Genomic DNA, 17,628 nt, shown 5'->3' on the forward strand with positions numbered 1-17,628 from the left:
GCACAACGCCTCTGGACGTCCGAGCAATGCCCGGATCGTATCAGGTTACGACGGCGTGACGCAGAGGAAATAGCAGGAGCCGGCCTTGCCGCACTGGCCCAACTCGATCTTCGTGTTGGGTCATTGTTTCTGCCCTTGAACCATCGTTCCCGCCCCGGCAACAAACAAGGGACGCTCACCCCCGGGATTCCGCCAAATGCGCCGCCTGCTTGTCGCGCTCTCTCTGCTTGTCTCAGCGTTCTGGAGCGCACCCGTCCTTGCGCAGTCGCGCAGCCAGCTCGGGCCGCTCTGCACCACAGACACCACGCCGGCCGACCAGCAGATCGATGCCTGCAACAAGATCATCGCGCTGAAGGTGTTCAAGGGCGGACAGCTCGCAACCGTCTATTTCTGGCGCGCAGTGGGCTGGAACAAGAAGGGCGACTACGCGAAGGTCATCGCGGATGCGACCGAAGCGATCCGCCTGGAGCCGAGCCAGGCGGTCTTCAACCTGCGCGGCTCGGCCTATTTCGACAAAGGCGAGTACGACATCGCGATCGCCGATTTCGACGACGCGCTGAAGCTCGGGCCGCCGAGCGGAATCATCTTCCACAACCGCGGCAACGCCTATCAAGGCAAGAAGGACTACGCCAAGGCGATTGCGGATTTCGACGCGGCGATAAAGGCCGACCCGAAATCGGCCTTCTCCTACCAGAACCGCGGCGCCTGCAAGGAAGCGCTCGGCGACCTCGACGCTGCGCTTGCCGACATCAACCAGGCCATCCGCATCGACCCCATCCTGTCGCAGCCGCTGGTGCACCGAACCACGATCTGGCGCGCCAAGGGCGAGCTCGACCGCGCCATTGCCGACGGCAGCGAGGCGATCCGGCTCGCCAAGGACAAGCCACCTGTCAACATCATGACGCCGCCGAACAGCGTGCTGATCTCGGCCTACACGTTCCGCGGGCTCGCCTTTGAGGCCAAGGGCGATTACGCACACGCCAGGGAGGACTACAAGGGCGCGCTCGGCGTCACTGCGTCGGACGCCGGCAGCAAGTCCAATCAGGCGACCGCAAAGGTGCGGCTGTCGCTGCTATCAGATGCAACCGTGCCAACGCCGCGCGATGCGCCGACCTCGACGGCGCAGCAGACGACAGCGCCCGCGCAGCAAGCAAGCACGGCGCCCTCGCCCGCTCCGGCAGGCCGCGGCAAGCGCATGGCGCTGATCATCGGCAACGGCGCCTATGCCCACGTCAAGGCGCTGCCCAATCCGCCCAACGATGCGCGCGCGGTCGCAAAGAGCCTGCGCGACATCGGCTTCACGGTGTCGGAGGGCATCGACCTCGATCGCGCCGCGATGCAGAAGATGACGCGCGACTTCCTGCGCGATGCGGCGCGGGCGCAGGTCGCGGTGGTCTACTACGCCGGCCACGGCGTGCAGATCGACGGCCGCAACTATCTCATCCCGATCGATGTGGAGCTGAAGGCAGGCGCCCACCTGACGGAGGCGATGATCGACATGGATACGATCATGACAGGCCTCGATGATCAGGTCCGCACCAACATCCTGATCTTCGATGCCTGCCGTAACAACCCGATGGCGCCGCAGATCGCGAGCGCAGGCGCCAATCGCGGCATCGAGGCCGCCTCGGGTCTCGCGGCTCCGACCAGTCTCGGCGCGGGCGCGACGCTGGGGGCCGGCACGCTGATCGCATTCGCCACCGCGCCCGGCCAGGTTGCGCTCGACGGCGAAGGCGCCAATTCGCCATTCTCGTCGGCCCTTTCCCGCCATATCGGCACGCCTGGGCTCGAGGTGCAGCAGATGCTGACGCGCGTGCGCGCCGAGGTGGTCTCATCCACCAGGAACAAGCAGGTGCCGTGGTCGAACTCGTCGCTGCTGGGCGAGGTTTATCTGGCGGAGAAGTGAGGGCGCTGGCGCGCTGCCCAACAGGAGCGCGGCGCTGCTCGCATCACGCTCAAGTGTCATCGCCCGGCTTGACCGATCCAGTATTCCAGAGACAGTGCAAGGTACGGAAAAGCCGCGGCGTACTGGATTCCCCGCCTTCGCGGGGAATGACAGCGGTAGGGCGTCCCGTCACTCACGTGACGGATTACGTGGTGCTCTTAGTTGCCCCACACTTCCTTCGCGATCTCAACCGCCAGGCTGAGCTTGGCCCACTGCTCCTCCTCGGAGAGGATGTTGCCTTCCTCGGTCGAGGCGAAGCCGCACTGCGGGGAGAGCGCGAGCTGCTCCACCGGCGCGAACTTGGCGGCTTCCTCGAGACGGCGCTTGATGTCGTCCTTCTTCTCGAGCTCGCCGAACTTCGAGGTGATGACGCCGACCACGACGACCTTGTTGCCCTTGGGCAGGAAGCGCAGCGGCTCGAAGCCGCCGGCGCGGTCTGAGTCATATTCCAGGAAGTAGCCGTCGTAGTTGGTGCCGGCGAGCAGGGTTTCGGCGACCGGCTCGTAGCCACCCGAGGAGATCCAGGTCGAGCGGAAATTGCCGCGGCAGACGTGGGTCGAGATCACCATATCCGCGGGCTTTTCGGCCAGCGCGTAGTTGATGATGCGCGAATAGATCTGCTGCAGACCATCGGGATTGTCGCCGCGCTCGCGCGCCTTCTTCAATTCGTCCTGCGAGCAGAGATAGGCCCACACGGTGTCGTCGAACTGGAGATAGCGGCAGCCGGCGTCGTAGAAGGCCTTGACGGCCTTGCGATAGGTCTTGCCGAGGTCCTCGTAGAAAGCATCGAGATCGGGATAGACGTCCTTGGAGATCGCCTTGCGGCCGCCGCGGAAATGCAGCACCGCGGGCGAGGGAATCGTCATCTTGGCGGTGACGTGGGCCTGATCGGCATACTTCTTCAAGAACTTGAAGTGGTCGAGCATCGGGTGGTGGTCGGGGAAATCGAGCTTGCCGATCACCCGCACCGCGTCATGCCGTGTCTCGACGCCCGCGAACTGGATGCCGGTGTCCGGGTGGAATATTTCGCACCCGGTGAGCTTCGCCAGGAAGTCGAAATGCCACCAGGAGCGGCGGAATTCGCCGTCAGTCGCGAGCTTCAAGCCGATCGAGGCCTGCTTGTGCACGACCTTCTCGATCTCCACGTCCTCGATCTTGCGCAGATCATCGGCCGAGATCTCGCCCTTCTCCAGCTTCGCGCGAGCTTCCTTGATCTTCGCCGGACGCAGGAGGCTGCCGACCTCGTCGGCGCGGAAGGGGGCCTTGGTTCGCTGCATTGGTTCACTCCCGAATTTTCAATAGCGTTTTCAAGCGAAGTGGGTACCGGTTCGCGTGAAGAAGACGCGTCAGACAGACTAGTGGGCGGCCGCCCCGGCGACGCCCAGATGGCGCTCGAGGACCGATGGGTCGGCCTTCAGCGCGGCGCTCGGGGCGTCGTGGACGATCGTTCCGCGCTCCAATATCACAACGCGGTCGGCAAGCCCCAGAATCTTTTGGGCGTTCTGCTCGACGATGATCGAGCAGATGCCGCCGGCCCGGGTGATGGTCCCGATCGCCTTCAGAAGCTCCTCGACGATGATGGGCGCAAGACCCTCGGTCGGCTCGTCCAGCAACAGGACCTTGGGATTGAGGGTCAGCGCGCGGCCGATCGCCAGCATCTGCTGCTCGCCGCCGGAGAGCTGGTTGCCAAAATTGCTCCGCCGCTCCTTCAGCCGCGGGAACATCTCGTAGACCTTCTCGACCGTCCAGAGGCCGGGCTGAGCCACGGCGGTCATGTTCTCCTCCACCGTCAGCGAGCGGAAGATGTTGCGCTCCTGCGGCACCCAGCCGATGCCGGCGCGCGCGCGCTGGTCGGGCCGCAGCGCGGTGACATCGGCGCCGGCGAGCGCGACCCAGCCGGAAAAGCGCCGGGTGACGCCGACGATGGAGTTGATCAGCGTGGTCTTGCCGGTACCGTTGCGGCCCAGCAGCGCCAGCACCTGCCCCTCGGCGAGGCGTAAGGACATGTTGGGCAGCACCACCGCCTCGCCGTAGCCGGCGCGAAGTGAGTCGATTGCGAGCAGGTCAGACATTGACCGCCTCCTCGCCGAGATAGACGGCCTTGACTTGCGGGTCGCGCGCCACTTGATCCGGCGGACCCTCCGTGAGCAGCGCGCCGGCAACCAGTACCGAGATGCGGTCGGCGAACGAGAAGACGAGATCCATGTCATGCTCGATCAGGAGCACGGTGACGTCACGGGGCAGCGCTGCGACTACGGCCAGGATGTCGTGGCGTTCGCTTTCGGGCACGCCGGCGGCGGGTTCATCTAACAGCAGCACGCGCGGCTTGGCCGCGATTGCGACCGCGATCTCGAGCAGACGCTGCTTGCCGTAGGGCAACGTCACGGTCTGCTCGTTCATGACGTCGAGCAAATGGAAGTGTTTGAGGAGCTCGGCGATCTCGCCATTGACGTCGCCGCGGGTGCCCATGCGCCGCCACCAGTCGCCGCCATGGCCGAGGCGTTCGGAAACCGCTAGCCCAATGGTTTCGAGCGGCGTCAGGTCGGGATAGAGCTGGTTGATCTGGAAGGTGCGCGACAGGCCGCGCAGCACGCGCTTGTGCACGGGTAGATGGGTGATGTCCTGACCTTCGAGCAGGATGCGCCCCGAATTCGGCTTGAGCGCGCCGGTGAGCTGGTTGATCACCGTAGTCTTGCCGGCGCCGTTCGGACCGATCAAGGCGTGGCGGGCGCCCTGCTCGATCTTGAGCGACAGGTCGCGCGTCACGCGCAGGCCGCCGAAGGTCTTTTCGAGATTCCGGGTTTCGAGCGCGATGGTCATGCGTCGCCCTCCGGCACGGCGACGACCGCCTTGCGACCGGCAATCTGCTTGATAATCAGGTTGGGAACGAAGAGGACCCAGCGATGCAGGCGCTGGCGGCCGACCAGCACGATCACGACCAGCACGAGGCCGATCCAGAATTGCCAATATTGCGGGGTGATGGTCGAGAACCATTCCTGGAGCATGCGGAACACAACCGCGCCGATCAGCCCGCCATAAAGATAACCGGTGCCGCCGATCACGAGCACGAGCATCAGGTCGGCGGAACGCTCGAAAGCAAACACGTCGAGCGAGGCGATCGCGGTGGTCTGGGTGAACAGCCCGCCCGCAATCCCCGCGTAAAACGCGGCGAGCGTATAGATCGCGATCAGGCGGCGGTTGACGGGAATGCCGATGGCGGCGGCCCGCAGCGGATTGTTCTTGATGGCGCGCAGCGACAGGCCGAACGGCGAATGCACGATGCGGCGCGCAAGCAGAAACAGGACGAACAGGACGGCGACGGAATAGAAGAACCCGGTCTTGCCGAACATGTCGAAGGCAAGCACCCCAAAAATCGGCTGCATCTCGATGCCTTGCAGGCCATCGGTGCCGCCGGTGACGTTGGAGAAGCGCTCGGCGAGCGCCTCGAGCAGCAGCGCGATGCCGAGCGTCACCATCAGACGGGTCAGATCGACGCCGCGGATGACCAGGAAGCTGGTGGCAAAGCCGAGCACCATCGCAGCAAGACCTGCGACAATAAGCGCGATCACGGGTTCGTTGATGATTCCGTGCAGCGCAAGAAGCCCCGCGCCATAGGCGCCGACGCCAAAGAAGGCGGCATGACCGAGCGAAACGATACCGGCATAGCCAAGGATCAGATCGAGCGACATCGCAAACAGCGCAAGCCGCACGATGTCGGTCATGATCAGGTAGCGCGAGGGAAACACGAAGCCGCAGGCCAGCACGATCAGCCAGAATGCGACTTCGCCATAGTGCCAGCGCGCATGTCGCTGGGCGTGATAACCGACGTCGGATGCAGCGCTCATCGGCTCAACTCAACGCGCGGCCGTGCGGCCGAACAGGCCGTTCGGGCGCCAGATCAGGATCACGATCATCATGGTGTAGATCACGAACGGACCCATCTTGGGCACGTAGTACTTGCCGGCGACGTCGCCGATGCCGAGCAGCAGCGACGCCAGAAATGGACCGGTAATTGAGGAGGAGCCGCCGACGGTGACCACGATCAGGAAGTAGATCATGAATTTCAGCGGGAAATACGGATCGAGCCCGAGGATCTCCGCGCTCAGCGCGCCGCCGAGGCCCGCGAGGCCGCAGCCGAAAGCAAAGGTGAAGGCGAACACCTGTGGCACGTTGATGCCGAGGCCACTCGCGGCGCGCGGATCGTCGACGGCGGCACGCAGACGGCTGCCAAAGCGGGTCTTCGCCAGCACGAGCTGGAGCGCGATGGTGAGGAGCCCGCAGATGATGATGATCATCAGGCGGTAGCGGCCGATACCGACGCCGAACAGGTCGAACTGGCCCTGGAGCGCCGCCGGCAGATTGATGAACACCCGCGACGATCCCATGACGTAGTCGACCGCGGCGACCGACATGAACGTCAAGCCAATCGTGAACAGCACCTGGTCGAGATGGCTGCGCGCATAGAGGTGGCGGTAGAGCGTTCGCTCCAGCGCGATGCCGATCACGGCGGCGGAGACGAAGGCGAGCGGTAGTGCAGCGAAAAACGGCCAGCCCTGCTGGTTGACCAGCACGGCGCAGATGTAGCCGCCGGACATCGCAAAGGCGCCGTGCGCGAGATTGACGAAGTTCATCAGGCCGAGCGTGACCGCGAGCCCGCAAGCGAGCACGAACAGCAGCATGCCGTAGGCAACGCCATCGAACAGGTTGGTGAGGATTGCGGTCATCGAGGGCAGATCGTTGTCGAAAAGATATGAGGTCTGCTGTGCTCCCTCTCCCGCTTGCGGGAGAGGGCTGGGGAGTGGGTCTCTCCGCAATGGGACAATCCCCGTATTGAGCGAGCCCTCACCCGTCGCTTCGCGCCGACCTCTCTCGCAAGCGGGAGAGGTTTAGAAGAGCGCGTCACTTCTTGGTCTTGCCGAGATCCTTGACGGCTTCGAACGTCTGGAATTCGACATTGTAGAGCTCGCCGTCGACCTTCTCGACCTTGCGGATGTAGATGCTCTGCACGATGTCGCGGGTCTCGGGATCGATCGAGATCGGGCCGCGCGGGCTCTCCCACTTCTGCCCCTTCATGGCCTCGATCAGCTTGGTGCCGTCGGTGTCGCCATTCGTCTTCTTGAGCGCCTCGTAGATCAAATGGATGCCATCATAGCCGCTCACGGCCATGAAGCCCGGACGGTTGCCGAACGCCTTCTTGTAGGCAGCGACGAAGTCCTTGTTCATCTGCGAGGGATGCGCCGCGGAGTAGAGATGCGCGGTCACGGTGCCCAGCACGGCATCGCCCATGTTGTTGAGGAGATCGTCGTCGGTGACGTCGCCCGGCCCGATCACCTTGATGCCTGCCTTGTCGAGGCCACGTTCGGCATACTGCTTCATGAAGTTGCCGCCCTGGCCGGCCGGCACGAACACGAAGATCGCGTCGGGTTTTGCGTCCTTCATGCGCTGGAGAAACGGCGCAAAGTCGGGATTGGCGAGCGGCGTCTTGACCTCTTCGACCACCTCACCGCCGCCGGCGACAAAATGCTCCTTGAAGAAGTTGAGCGCGTCATTGCCCGGCGCATAGTCCGAGGTCAGCGTCGCGACCTTCTTGATGCCGTTCTTCACCGCCCAATCGCCGATGATGGTCGAGGACTGCGCCAGCGTGAAGCTGGTGCGCACGATGTAGGGCGAGCGCTCGGTGATGATCGAGGTGCCGGCCGCCATCACGACTTCCGGAATCTTGGCTTGGGTGGCGAGCGGCGCAGCGGCGAGTGCCGCCGGCGTCACGCCGAAACCGGCGATGAAATTGACCTTGTCGTTGACGATCAGCTCCTGCGCGGCCGTCTTGGTCTTATCTGGAATCGCGGCATCGTCCTTGACGATGATCTCGACCTTCTTGCCGGCGACGGTGTCGCCCTTCTGCTGCATGTAGAGCTTGATCGCGTTCTCGATCTGCTTGCCGGTCGAGGCCTGGCCGCCGGTCATTGGCAGGATCAGGCCGACCTTCACGGTATCCTCCGCCCTGGCAGGCGCGACGGCCGCAAGGCCCGCGATAGCGGCCACCGCGGCGGCCCGAGAAAACACGTTGCGTTCGAACATCAGATGTCCCTCCCCTTCATTCTCGACCTCTCGTGTGCCGGACCGAGCGCCTGGTCCTTGCCTCACCCTGGCTCGCGCGCGAGCGTTGTCGCGCGCCACATGGCGTCTTTCGCGCCCCCATTGTCAATCGGACGTTTGGCGACCATTCGGCGCAAGCCGCGTTCCGGTTGCCAGCAGCGGGAGCCGTATTGCGGTTACGTCGAGGTAACCCGAGCACCCCGACGCTAGCCATACTATTTGTACGCTTGTACAAATAAAATGGACTTGTCAACGAAAAACCCCGTCGCCGAACAGGGCACTTTGTCGCGAAGCCGCCGCGGCAGTCCACAGATGGGACGAGCGGCGTGGATGGAGGATCGTCTTCTCCTTGCAGAATCTGTATATCCGGAAATTCTCTAGCCGGCCCTGAAATGGTATCAAATTACCCATCTCGAATAAGTCTATTTTACCTTGTTGATGGCTCGTCTCCTCGGCGCCGGCTCCAGCCGGCCTCCGGCTAACCCGTTCCGATTCCCTACGCTACTTACAATGTCGAAACGTTTCAGCAGTCTCCTGATCCTCCTCGTGCTCGCTGCGGCGCTGTCGGGCTGCGGTACAGTCAACGAGAAGTTTGTCGCCGGGATGGGCGATTACGTTCCGCAGTGGGCCGGCGGCCTGCCAGCCGACGCCCCTCCCCGCCCGGGCACGCCGCAATACGACGCCTGGATGAAGGAACGCGAACGCAAGCGGATGATGCCGGCTGCGGATCGCGAAAAAGGAGAGCAGGCGCAGAAAGGCACCACGGGCGCGACATCAGGCGACGCGGTGCATTGAATGGCGAATGGCGAATAGGGAGTAGCGAATAGGAAGCTCCGCTTCTTCCACCCACTATTCGCCACTCGTCATCCACTAATCCACGAACACCACGGTCTTGCGCCCGTTGAGGATGACGCGGTCGTCGAGATGGTAGCGCATCGCGCGCGCCAGCACGCGGCGTTCGATGTCGCGGCCCTTGCGGACGAGATCCGCCGGCGTGTCGCGATGGCTGATCCGCTCGACGTCCTGGTCGATGATCGGACCTTCGTCCAGATCGCGCGTGACGTAATGCGCGGTCGCTCCAATCAGCTTCACACCGCGCTCATGAGCCTGGTGATAGGGCTTTGCGCCCTTGAAGCCCGGCAGGAACGAGTGGTGGATGTTGATGCAGCGTCCCGACAGCTTTGCGGATAGATCGTCCGACAGGATCTGCATGTAGCGGGCGAGCACCACGAGATCGGTCTTCGTCCTGGCGACGAGATCGAGGATCTGCCCCTCCTGCTCGCGCTTGGTTTCCCTGGTGATCGGCAGATGGTGGAACGGGATCTCGCCGAAATCGAGCCCGGCATAGGCCTCGCGCGGATGGTTGGAGACGATCGCGGTCGGGCTCATCGGCAATTCGCCGGTCCGCCAGCGATAGAGGATGTCGACCAGGCAGTGGTCGGACTTCGACGCCAGCAGCATCACGCGGCGATGCGCGGCGCGGTCGCGCATCTGCCATTCCATGCCGAAGCGCTCCGCGATCGCGGCAAAGCCGGTCTGCAAGGCCGACAGTTCGACGGCGAGATCGGCCGCCGTGAACACGACTCGCATGAAGAACTTCTTGGTCTCGACGTCGTCGAACTGCTGGGCGTCGAGAATGTTCTGTCCGTTATGGGCAAGGAAGGTCGACACTGCCGAGACGATGCCGGGGCGATCCGGACAGGAAAGCGTCAGAACGTATTGATGGTCGGGCATGAGCTTGATGAAGGTTTGGGCAAACGATACGGAACAGGCCGATTTGCGCCCTGCTCTATCACCGGCGCCGGCCTTGCGCCAATCCCAAGAGCGGAGTCAGGATGAACGTAACATTGCAATTGCAAAGCGAGGCTCGACCATGGCCGACCGGCTGAACGGCTACCGCATCCTGATCCTGGAAACGCGCGAGGAGGCCCAATTTTCCAAGCTTCTCGCCGAACAAGGCGCCGACGTCGTGCAATGCCCGATGTTCGCCATTCACGACGCGCCGGATCCCGCGCCGGTCGAGGCCTGGATCCGACGCTGTATCGACAAGCCGCTCGACGACCTCGTGCTGATGACCGGCGAAGGCCTGCGACGGATGATGAAGCTCGCGCGCGAGCGCGGGATCGATCAGGCGTTTGTCGCAGCGCTCGCCAAATCGCGAAAATTCACCCGCGGGCCGAAGCCGGGGCGCGCCCTGCGCGAGGTTGGGCTGGAGGCGCAGCAGACCACGGAAAAGCCGACCACCGAGGGCGTCATCGAGATGCTGGCAAAGATCGATCTCGGGGGGCACCGCCTCGGCCTGCAGGTCTATCCGGACAAGGATCACAGCGCGCTGATCGGCTCGCTCGAGGCGCAAGGCGCCGAAGTCGATACCGTGTTGCCCTATGTCTACGATCCGAAGGCGGCGGATACGAATATCGTCACCGCGATCGACGACATGGCGGAAGGGCGGATCGATGCCATCGCGCTCACCAATCTAGGCCAGGTGCGCCGCCTGATCGAAGCCGCGAGGGCGCATGGCACCGAGGCGCGCCTGCGCGCTGGGTTCGAGCGGACGCTGATTGCATCGGTGGGGCCGGCTGTCTCGAGCGAGCTCGCGGCGCACGGCTTGCGCACCGACGTCGCACCGGTGGAAGACCACTACTTCATGCGCCCGCTCATCTCGGCGGTGGCGGCGGCGCTCGCAGAGAAACGGCCGAACGTGGCGGGTCAATCGCCAGGCACCTAGCCCGCCACCTGCGAGGCGGCCGACATCAACTCCTGTGGGCTCGGCGCTCCGAACATGCGTTGGCCGCCGTCAGGAACCTCCGTAAACGTCCAGCGCACGATCCCTTCCCGATCGAGCAGGAACTGGCCGAACAGCTGGCCTTGGCCGGTCGCCGCCATGCGCTGATCGGCTTCCATCATCTCGTAGCCGTCCTTGTTGTTGAGGTACTCGGCCGCCGCCGGCCGATTCATCGGCCCGGGCAATTCGCCTGGCATCGCGACCGGCATGCTCATGACCACATCCATGCCCACCTTACGCGGCCACTCGGTTTCGTTTTCCGTGAACTCGAGATTGGGCAGGCCGAACGCGCGATGCGAGACCCGCTCGGGGTCGGACGCGGCGAGCAGGTTGGGCAATGGATGATAGCGGAAGTAGAGCCGCGCGCGATCGATCGGCGTATTGACGACCGTGAGACTTTCGATGCCCTTCCCGCGCAGCGCGCCGTCAAGCTGCGCCTGCGCCGCGATATGGCGCCGGCAGAACGGGCAGTGCAGGCCACGAAACAAGCCGACCAATATTGGACTGTGCCCGCGATAATCCTCGAGTGCGATCTTTCCTTCGCGCGTGATGGCGTCCAGCACGATGTTTGGTGCGCGATCGCCCGGTTGAAGTGGTCCATCGAGATGGCGGTCTGACATCATTGAACTCCCTCACATTGGCTAGTCAAGAAACGGCAGTACGATCAGTCCAGCAGGATCAAGCCCGTGCCGGGCGCAGACGTCCTGGGCTAGCGCGAAATATCGCTCGGCCTCGGGCATGTCGCCGCGATCAAGGTTCAGCGTCGCAAGACCATCATAGCACGGAAACAGCTGCTGCGGCTCGCCGGTTTCGTTCGCCACCTCGATGGCCTCGTTGTAGCAGCGGACGGCGAGGTCGGGACGGAAATGGCATTGATGGATCTGCCCAAGAACGATCAGCGGCACCGGGAGATGCTCGCGCTGGTCGAGCGCACGATCGATCTCGACCGCCTTTTCGGCAGCCGGCACTCCCTCGTCGGTACATCTGTCCGTGAAAGTGCAACAGGCGACGGCAAAGTTGGCGAGGAGTCGCGCCTGGAAGCCGAGATCGCCTATGCGATGCGCCACCCCGAGTCCGCGCCGGCAAACCTCCATGGCTTGCGCCGGATCGACGATCGTATAGAGCACGCTGAGGTTGGTGTAGCCGCGACACGCCGCGTTGAGCAGGCCGGCGGCTTCCGCTGCCGCGACACTTTGCTCCACCTCGCCCACGGCCTCTTGGTGCCGTCCAAGCCGCGCCAGCGCGACCCCCTTGGTGTTGAGCGCCTCCGCAATGGCGCGCGCCGCCTCGAGCCCGGCCTGCCCGTCCGCGTCCGCCGGCACGGACCTCGCATAGCCGAGTGCCTCCTCCGCCCATCTTGCGGCAGCGACGTGATCACCCACGCGAAACGCAAGGCGGCCGCGTTCTTGCAGGAGGTGCGCCCACTCGATCGGCGCCTCGATGCCGCCAAGCCGGTCAGCCGCTTCGGCATAGTGCGCCTCTGCCTTGATGCGCTTGCCGGCGTCCCACAACAATCGGCCGAGCTTGCGAAGAATTCGCGCTTCACCGATGCTGTCCCGCGCGGTGCGGTGCCCCTCCAGGGCACTCTGGTAGTGCTCCTCGGCAGTACTTCGGCGGCCGGCCACGCGACACAGGTCCGCGATGCGCTCGCACAAGACCAGGCACTCCGGCTCCCGTTCGCTACCGGTCGACAGCACGGAGAGGGACTGCTGGTAGAAACGCAGGGCATCGTCGTTGGCATAGCTCGCGCGCGCGCGATCGCCGGCCGCGCGCAGATAACGCGCTCCTTTCGGCTTGCTTGCACTCAGACTGAAGTGGTGTCCAAGCAAGATGAGATCTTCGAGCCGCTCGGGCTCGTTGCCATAGAGCCGCTCCAGAGCGGCACCAATGCGACCATGGAGCTCGATCCGTCGCTGCAATAGCAGGTTCTGATAGATCACGTCCTGGAGCATGGTTTGCGTGAAGCGATAGCTCCGCAGCGAAATCGAGTTCGAGCCTGCGACCTCCTCGATGATCTCGGCGTCGCACAGACGTTCGAGCCCTGCCTCGACCCTCGCCCGCTCCGTTGCTGTCGCACCGAGAACAGCCGCATCAAAGCGCGGACCGATCACCGCAGCCTCCTGAGCCAGGCGGCGCACCTCGTGCGGCAGCCGGTCCAGGCGCGCCAGCAAAAGCGCCTGAACGCTTGCCGGAATATCGGTAGCGGCTTCATCCGACTTCATCCGCCACTGCGCACCATCACGCTCCAGGGCGCCGGCTTCGATGAGGCCGCGAATGATCTCCTCGAGGAAAAGCGGGTTGCCGCTCGCGCGCTCGAGGATCCTACTGAACAGATGTCCCGGTGCCTCACGCCAACCATGACTGAAGTAGGCCGCGAGCAATTTTTGTCCGTCAGCATCGCCAAGCGGAGACAGCCGAAGGGTCGTGTGACTGATCCGACTCGAACCGAACTGATCAAGCTCGAGCATTGGCCGATGGGTGAACAGCAGCATCAGGCGCGTCCGCTCCAGCCGATCCATAAGGAATCGCAGTGCTTCAAGCGACACCGCATCGGCCCAGTGCAGGTCCTCGACGATGATCAGAAGCGGTGACAAGGCGAGGCGGCGTTCGAAGACGGTGCGGATCGCGAAAAAGATCTGTCGACGGAGCTGTTCGGGCTCGACATGCCTGAGCACCGCGCTGGGGTCGCCGAGGCCAAGAACGTGCAGATAGAGGGGCATCAAGCGGTCGGTCTCCTCGGCCGCGAGGCCAAGCTCCGACAGCGCTTCGGCAAGCTTCGCCTCCGCCTCTGCGGCGCTGGCCTTCTGCGCGATGCCATAGGCGCTGCGCAGCACCGCGGCGAGCGTGCCGTAGGATTGTTCGCCCAGAGGCGAGCAGACGGCCTGCCGGATCGCCACACCCGCGAAGCGATCCTCATCGCGGATGCGAGCGACGAATTCGTTCACCAGGCGCGTTTTCCCGATTCCTGCTTCGCCGACCAGCCGCACCAGTTGAGCCGCGCCGCTGCACGCGCGATCAAGGCTGCCGATCACGCGGGCAAGCTCGGTGTCGCGCCCGATCAGGGGCGCGCTGAGGCCCAGCGTGTCGAGGCCTCTTGCTGCACGGGGCGTCTCGAGCGCCCCCTTCAGACGATGGACCAGGACGCTACCCATCTTGCCCTTGAGCGAGACCTCGCCAAGCGAGTCATAGGAGAAAGCATGCCGGGTCAGACGGTGGGTCAGCGGCCCGACCAGGATCTCGCCCGGAGGCGCCATGGACTGCAATCGCTGTGCGGTATTCACCGTGTCGCCGGTTACCGAATAGGATTTGGCAACACCCACCCCCAACCCTCCCGCAACGACATGCCCGGTGTTGATACCGACATGGAGCAGCAGCGGTGCGCCGGCATACGCCTTCGCGCGTTCGCTGAGGCGCGCCGTCCGGCTGATCATGTCCAGAGCCGCGCGGATCGCCCGCTCCGGGTCGTCCTCGTGCGCGGCTGGCGCACCAAAAAGAGCAAGCAGCGCATCGCCGATGAATTTGTCCACGAAGCCGCCAAAGCTCTGCACCGCGGCCGTCAGCTCCTCGAATAATTCGTTCTGAAGCGTCTGCATGACCTCGGGGTCGAGCCGCTCGCTCATCGCAGTGAAGCCGCTGAGGTCGGCAAACAGCACGGTGATGGTACGACGATTTGCCTCGCTATCGATCTTCTCGGGCTGCGGTCGAAACGCGTGTTGAGTCTCAACCGTCGGCGCAAGCGGCGGAGAGGAGGACCTGATCGGGATGATCGTCGGGCTCGTCCGCACCGATGCCTGCCCGCCGCCTTGGGGGGCCTCACAGACGAGAGCGCCGCATTTCGGGCAATATGCGAAATCCGGCGCGCATGGAAAGCCGCAGCCAGGGCACGCGCTCGGCTGCTTCGTGCCGCACTTCGGGCAGAAGGCAAAGCCACTCTGAACCTCGAAACCGCAACCCGAGCAGTTCATGGCCCAAGACCCTGTCCAAGACCTTTCATGGCCCAAGACCTCGTGTACGCCGCGATGGCGCGATCCCCTGGCCCCTGCCGAATGGGTCCGGGGTGTGGACCAGAATGGGCTCGGCGCGCCGGAAGAGCAAGCGGCGGCTCGTCTATCCCTCCACGAGACGGGTTGCGCAACGCATGGCACATCGCCTGATGTCGGCTAGCATGGCGGCATGCGGTAGCGTTAATTGACACGCGCATCGCCGGCACTACGCTGACGAACAGAAAAAGCAAATAATAAGGGCAGGGAATCGCCGTGAAACCCGTCATCACATCTTGAGCACAGCCACACGACCTTCCGCGCTCGCGCCGTTCCGCATCCGCAACTATCGCTTTCAATGGCCATCCGATCTGCTCACCTCCTGGGCATTCGAGGTGGAGACGCTGGTGCTCGGCTGGTACATCATGGTGGAGACCGGCTCGGTGCTGCTGCTCACGATCCTGGCATCGTTGCAATATGTCGGGACACTGACCGCACCGGTGTTCGGGATGATCGGAGACCGCATGGGTCACCGGGATCTTCTCGTCGCCATGCGTCTTGCCTATACGGCGCTGTCCTCGACCATCATGGCGCTGGCCCTAAGCGGCCATCTGGCACCGCTCAATGTGATGATCATCGTCGCGGTCATGGGCCTGATCCGTCCTTCGGATCTCGGCATTCGCGGCGCGCTGCTCGCCAGCATCATGCCGGCCGAACAACTGGTTGGTGCCATCAGCCTGTCGCGCACGACCCAGGATAGTGCGCGCATCGCGGGCGCCTTGAGCGGCGCCGGACTGTTTGCCACCCTTGGTATCGGCCTCGTTTATGTGGCGATCGCCTGTCTCTACTTCGTGGCCGCGATCCTGATGCTCTGCCTGACCCGGCCGCCAAAGTCCTCTGCCGCAAGCCATCGCCCGGTGGACGACCGCACCGGCGCGAGACTGATGCGCGACCTGAAGGAGGGCATCGTTTACGCCTGGAATGGCCCAGGGATGAGAGCGGCGCTCTGCGTCGCGTTTTTGGCCAATCTGACGGCATTTCCGCTGACGAACGGACTATTGCCTTTCGTCGCGCGCGACATCTTTCATACCGATCAGACCGGTCTCGGCTATCTGTCGGCGAGTTTCGCCGTGGGCTCGCTGATCGGTTCGATCACGCTCAGCCTTATGGGCGGCTTGCGCATCGCCCGGCTTCTGATCGGCGCGACACTCGCCTGGTACGCGATGCTGCTGGTGTTCGTCGGACTGAGGATCATGCCGGTCGCCATGGCCTGCCTCGTGCTCGCCGGCATCGCCCAGAGCATGTCGATGATATCAGCCGCAGTGATCCTGATGCGTGCCGCGAGCGCGCACCTCCGGGGCCGCGTGATGGGGGTGCGCATGATGGTGATCTACGGCTTGCCGCTCGGGCTGCTCGCGGCGGGCAGCTTGATCGATCGCATCGGCTATTCGGCGACGGGCTCGCTGTATGCGATCTCTGGGTTCATCGCGATGATGGCGATTGCGGTGCGCTGGCGCGACGATCTGTGGCCGGCACACGCGCCAGCCAATGCGCGATGAAGGATTGGCGCCGCCAGCCCTAATCCCCATATCCGCGCAACCGCTCGACATCGAGGATGGTGATACCACCATATTCGAGCCGCAGCAGCCCCTCCTTCTCGAGCCGGTTCAGCGCGCGGTTCGCGTTCTGCCGCGACATGCCCGAGAGTGCGCCGATCTCCTCCTGCGTGATCTCCAGATGCGTCTTGGAATCCGGATAGAGGATCGGGTTGAACAGCGAAGCGATGCTGCGGGCAAGGCGTGCGGTGGCGTCCAGCGTGCGGTTGACCTCGAGCATGCCGATGAACTGGCCGAGCCGCTCGTTGAGCTGGCGCACCAGGAAGCGGTTGAAGCCGACGCTGTTCTCGAACAGCCACAGGAAGGCACTGCGCTCCATGAGCGCGAGACGGCTGTCGCGGAGCGCGACCACGTCGTAACGCCGCGGCTCGTTCTTGAGCACGCTGCCCTCGCCGAACCAGGCTCCCGCGGTGAGCCCCGCCAAACTCGTCTCCTTGCCGTCGCGCGATACCCCGCCCATCCGCGCGAGCCCACTGACCACGCCGGCCCAATAGTCGAACTTGTCGCCGCGCATGAAGACGGTCTCGCCGTTGACGTAGGATTTTTCGATGATCCCGGCGCGGGCAACCTCAATCTCGCGCATGGTGAGCTCGCGCGACCAGGCGGCGACGCGCTTCAACTGATCCTCCGAAATCATGATCCCAAGCCCAACCGCACCGTAACGTCACCCCGCCCGATTGCTGCACCGCAGCAAGATCGCATCGTTCGCCCTGCGGCAAAAGAAGCAGGCCCCACCCCGCGAAAAACTTTGCCGACGAATTGTCAGGCACAAGACATTTCAAAATAGCGCTTTACCCTATTGAGGACCACCTCTCGCGGTGCGGCTTTTGTTCCCAATGGGGACAACGCCGCATCGCGTGATCGGGCCGGGACCATCGGCTGCATGGTTTCGTCCGAACGGCCGATATAGGATCGGCCCAAGGAAATGGACGAAAGAGCGCAAAAGCGCCGTCGCCGGGGAGGGAATTATTGGTGGCAACCAGTCTTGAAGTGCGCGGCGTGTCCTTGCGGTTCGGCGGCGTCCGCGCGCTGACCGACGTCAGCTTTTCCATCAAGGACGGCGAACTGTTCTCTATCATCGGCCCCAACGGCGCCGGCAAAACCTCGATCGTGAACTGTATTTCCGGTCGATACAGGCCGACCGAAGGCCAACTGTTCTACCAGGACCGCGACATCACTGGATTGACGCCGAACGCCCGCGCCTCG

15 protein-coding genes are annotated in these 17,628 nt (G+C 63.9%); 5 read left to right on the top strand and 10 right to left on the bottom strand.

Translation table 11 applies throughout. From position 1 onward, the window contains the following. Positions 1–196: 196 nt before the first annotated feature. A complete protein-coding gene (locus SO139_RS26310) occupies positions 197–1,906 on the top strand; it encodes a caspase family protein (protein WP_498540871.1) in 1,710 nt (569 codons plus the stop codon). 197 nt (positions 1,907–2,103) lie between these two features. Here SO139_RS26310 and SO139_RS26315 read toward each other — a convergent pair whose 3' ends face one another. The 6 genes from SO139_RS26315 to SO139_RS26340 form a co-directional block, all read right to left on the bottom strand. After that, complete coding sequence (locus tag SO139_RS26315; protein ID WP_498540872.1) at positions 2,104–3,222, bottom strand: cobalamin-independent methionine synthase II family protein; 1,119 nt, start codon at positions 3,220–3,222, stop codon at positions 2,104–2,106. 78 nt (positions 3,223–3,300) lie between these two features. Continuing rightward, positions 3,301–4,017, bottom strand: a complete 717-nt coding sequence (locus SO139_RS26320; protein WP_498540873.1) for an ABC transporter ATP-binding protein — start codon at positions 4,015–4,017, stop codon at positions 3,301–3,303. Further along, the gene (locus SO139_RS26325) at positions 4,010–4,765 is read right to left on the bottom strand and encodes an ABC transporter ATP-binding protein (RefSeq protein ID WP_498540874.1); all 756 of its coding nucleotides are present in this window, start codon (positions 4,763–4,765) and stop codon (positions 4,010–4,012) included. The genes SO139_RS26320 and SO139_RS26325 overlap by 8 nt, the downstream gene beginning before the upstream one ends. Next, entirely contained in the window at positions 4,762–5,790 is a 1,029-nt protein-coding gene (locus SO139_RS26330; RefSeq protein WP_498540875.1) for a branched-chain amino acid ABC transporter permease, read from the bottom strand. Before SO139_RS26330 ends, SO139_RS26325 begins: the two co-directional genes overlap by 4 nt. Positions 5,791–5,799: 9 nt before the next feature. Next, the gene (locus SO139_RS26335; RefSeq protein ID WP_498540876.1) at positions 5,800–6,669 is read right to left on the bottom strand and encodes a branched-chain amino acid ABC transporter permease; all 870 of its coding nucleotides are present in this window, start codon (positions 6,667–6,669) and stop codon (positions 5,800–5,802) included. A 175-nt stretch (positions 6,670–6,844) separates the two neighbouring features. Beyond that, the gene (locus tag SO139_RS26340; RefSeq protein ID WP_498540877.1) at positions 6,845–8,023 is read right to left on the bottom strand and encodes an ABC transporter substrate-binding protein; all 1,179 of its coding nucleotides are present in this window, start codon (positions 8,021–8,023) and stop codon (positions 6,845–6,847) included. Between the two features lie 528 nt (positions 8,024–8,551). On the opposite strand from SO139_RS26340, the gene SO139_RS26345 reads away from it, so the two are divergent. Continuing rightward, positions 8,552–8,836, top strand: coding sequence for a hypothetical protein (locus tag SO139_RS26345; RefSeq protein ID WP_498540878.1), 285 nt, complete (start codon positions 8,552–8,554; stop codon positions 8,834–8,836). A 75-nt stretch (positions 8,837–8,911) separates the two neighbouring features. On the opposite strand, the gene purU is transcribed toward SO139_RS26345, so the two are convergent. Beyond that, positions 8,912–9,775 carry a formyltetrahydrofolate deformylase gene (purU, locus tag SO139_RS26350; protein WP_498540879.1) on the bottom strand — a complete coding sequence of 288 codons (864 nt, stop codon included), beginning with the start codon at positions 9,773–9,775 and terminating at the stop codon, positions 8,912–8,914. Between the two features lie 139 nt (positions 9,776–9,914). Between purU and SO139_RS26355 the strand changes: the two genes are divergently transcribed. After that, entirely contained in the window at positions 9,915–10,769 is an 855-nt protein-coding gene (locus tag SO139_RS26355; protein ID WP_498540880.1) for a uroporphyrinogen-III synthase, read from the top strand. Here the strand turns inward: SO139_RS26355 and SO139_RS26360 are convergent. Together SO139_RS26360 and SO139_RS26365 are read right to left on the bottom strand one after the other, a co-directional pair. Beyond that, positions 10,766–11,446, bottom strand: a complete 681-nt coding sequence (locus tag SO139_RS26360) for a redoxin domain-containing protein (protein ID WP_449379070.1) — start codon at positions 11,444–11,446, stop codon at positions 10,766–10,768. The two genes, SO139_RS26355 and SO139_RS26360, sit on opposite strands and share 4 nt — an antisense overlap. A 21-nt stretch (positions 11,447–11,467) precedes the next feature. Beyond that, entirely contained in the window at positions 11,468–14,791 is a 3,324-nt protein-coding gene (locus tag SO139_RS26365) for an adenylate/guanylate cyclase domain-containing protein (RefSeq protein WP_498540881.1), read from the bottom strand. A 311-nt stretch (positions 14,792–15,102) separates the two neighbouring features. Between SO139_RS26365 and SO139_RS26370 the strand changes: the two genes are divergently transcribed. Then, positions 15,103–16,365: an MFS transporter gene (locus SO139_RS26370; protein ID WP_498540882.1), complete on the top strand. Its 1,263-nt coding sequence runs from the start codon at positions 15,103–15,105 to the stop codon at positions 16,363–16,365. Between the two features lie 19 nt (positions 16,366–16,384). Here SO139_RS26370 and SO139_RS26375 read toward each other — a convergent pair whose 3' ends face one another. After that, complete coding sequence (locus tag SO139_RS26375; RefSeq protein ID WP_498540883.1) at positions 16,385–17,059, bottom strand: Crp/Fnr family transcriptional regulator; 675 nt, start codon at positions 17,057–17,059, stop codon at positions 16,385–16,387. A gap of 335 nt (positions 17,060–17,394) precedes the next feature. On the opposite strand from SO139_RS26375, the gene SO139_RS26380 reads away from it, so the two are divergent. After that, positions 17,395–17,628: ATP-binding cassette domain-containing protein (locus SO139_RS26380; RefSeq protein ID WP_498540884.1), on the top strand; the 234-nt coding region annotated here is incomplete at its 3' end.

Source organism: Bradyrhizobium sp. UFLA05-89 (genome assembly GCF_059803475.1).

Bases quoted from the DNA above. Each gene is read 5' to 3' on its own strand.
- SO139_RS26360 (WP_449379070.1), bottom strand. From the start codon at position 11,446: ATGTCAGACCGCCATCTCGATGGACCACTTCAACCGGGCGATCGCGCA.
- SO139_RS26365 (WP_498540881.1), bottom strand. From the start codon at position 14,791: ATGAACTGCTCGGGTTGCGGTTTCGAGGTTCAGAGTGGCTTTGCCTTC.
- SO139_RS26325 (WP_498540874.1), bottom strand. From the start codon at position 4,765: ATGACCATCGCGCTCGAAACCCGGAATCTCGAAAAGACCTTCGGCGGC.
- SO139_RS26315 (WP_498540872.1), bottom strand. From the start codon at position 3,222: ATGCAGCGAACCAAGGCCCCCTTCCGCGCCGACGAGGTCGGCAGCCTC.
- SO139_RS26310 (WP_498540871.1), top strand. From the start codon at position 197: ATGCGCCGCCTGCTTGTCGCGCTCTCTCTGCTTGTCTCAGCGTTCTGG.
- SO139_RS26355 (WP_498540880.1), top strand. From the start codon at position 9,915: ATGGCCGACCGGCTGAACGGCTACCGCATCCTGATCCTGGAAACGCGC.
- SO139_RS26375 (WP_498540883.1), bottom strand. From the start codon at position 17,059: ATGATTTCGGAGGATCAGTTGAAGCGCGTCGCCGCCTGGTCGCGCGAG.
- SO139_RS26320 (WP_498540873.1), bottom strand. From the start codon at position 4,017: ATGTCTGACCTGCTCGCAATCGACTCACTTCGCGCCGGCTACGGCGAG.
- SO139_RS26345 (WP_498540878.1), top strand. From the start codon at position 8,552: ATGTCGAAACGTTTCAGCAGTCTCCTGATCCTCCTCGTGCTCGCTGCG.
- purU (WP_498540879.1), bottom strand. From the start codon at position 9,775: ATGCCCGACCATCAATACGTTCTGACGCTTTCCTGTCCGGATCGCCCC.
- SO139_RS26340 (WP_498540877.1), bottom strand. From the start codon at position 8,023: ATGTTCGAACGCAACGTGTTTTCTCGGGCCGCCGCGGTGGCCGCTATC.
- SO139_RS26335 (WP_498540876.1), bottom strand. From the start codon at position 6,669: ATGACCGCAATCCTCACCAACCTGTTCGATGGCGTTGCCTACGGCATG.
- SO139_RS26330 (WP_498540875.1), bottom strand. From the start codon at position 5,790: ATGAGCGCTGCATCCGACGTCGGTTATCACGCCCAGCGACATGCGCGC.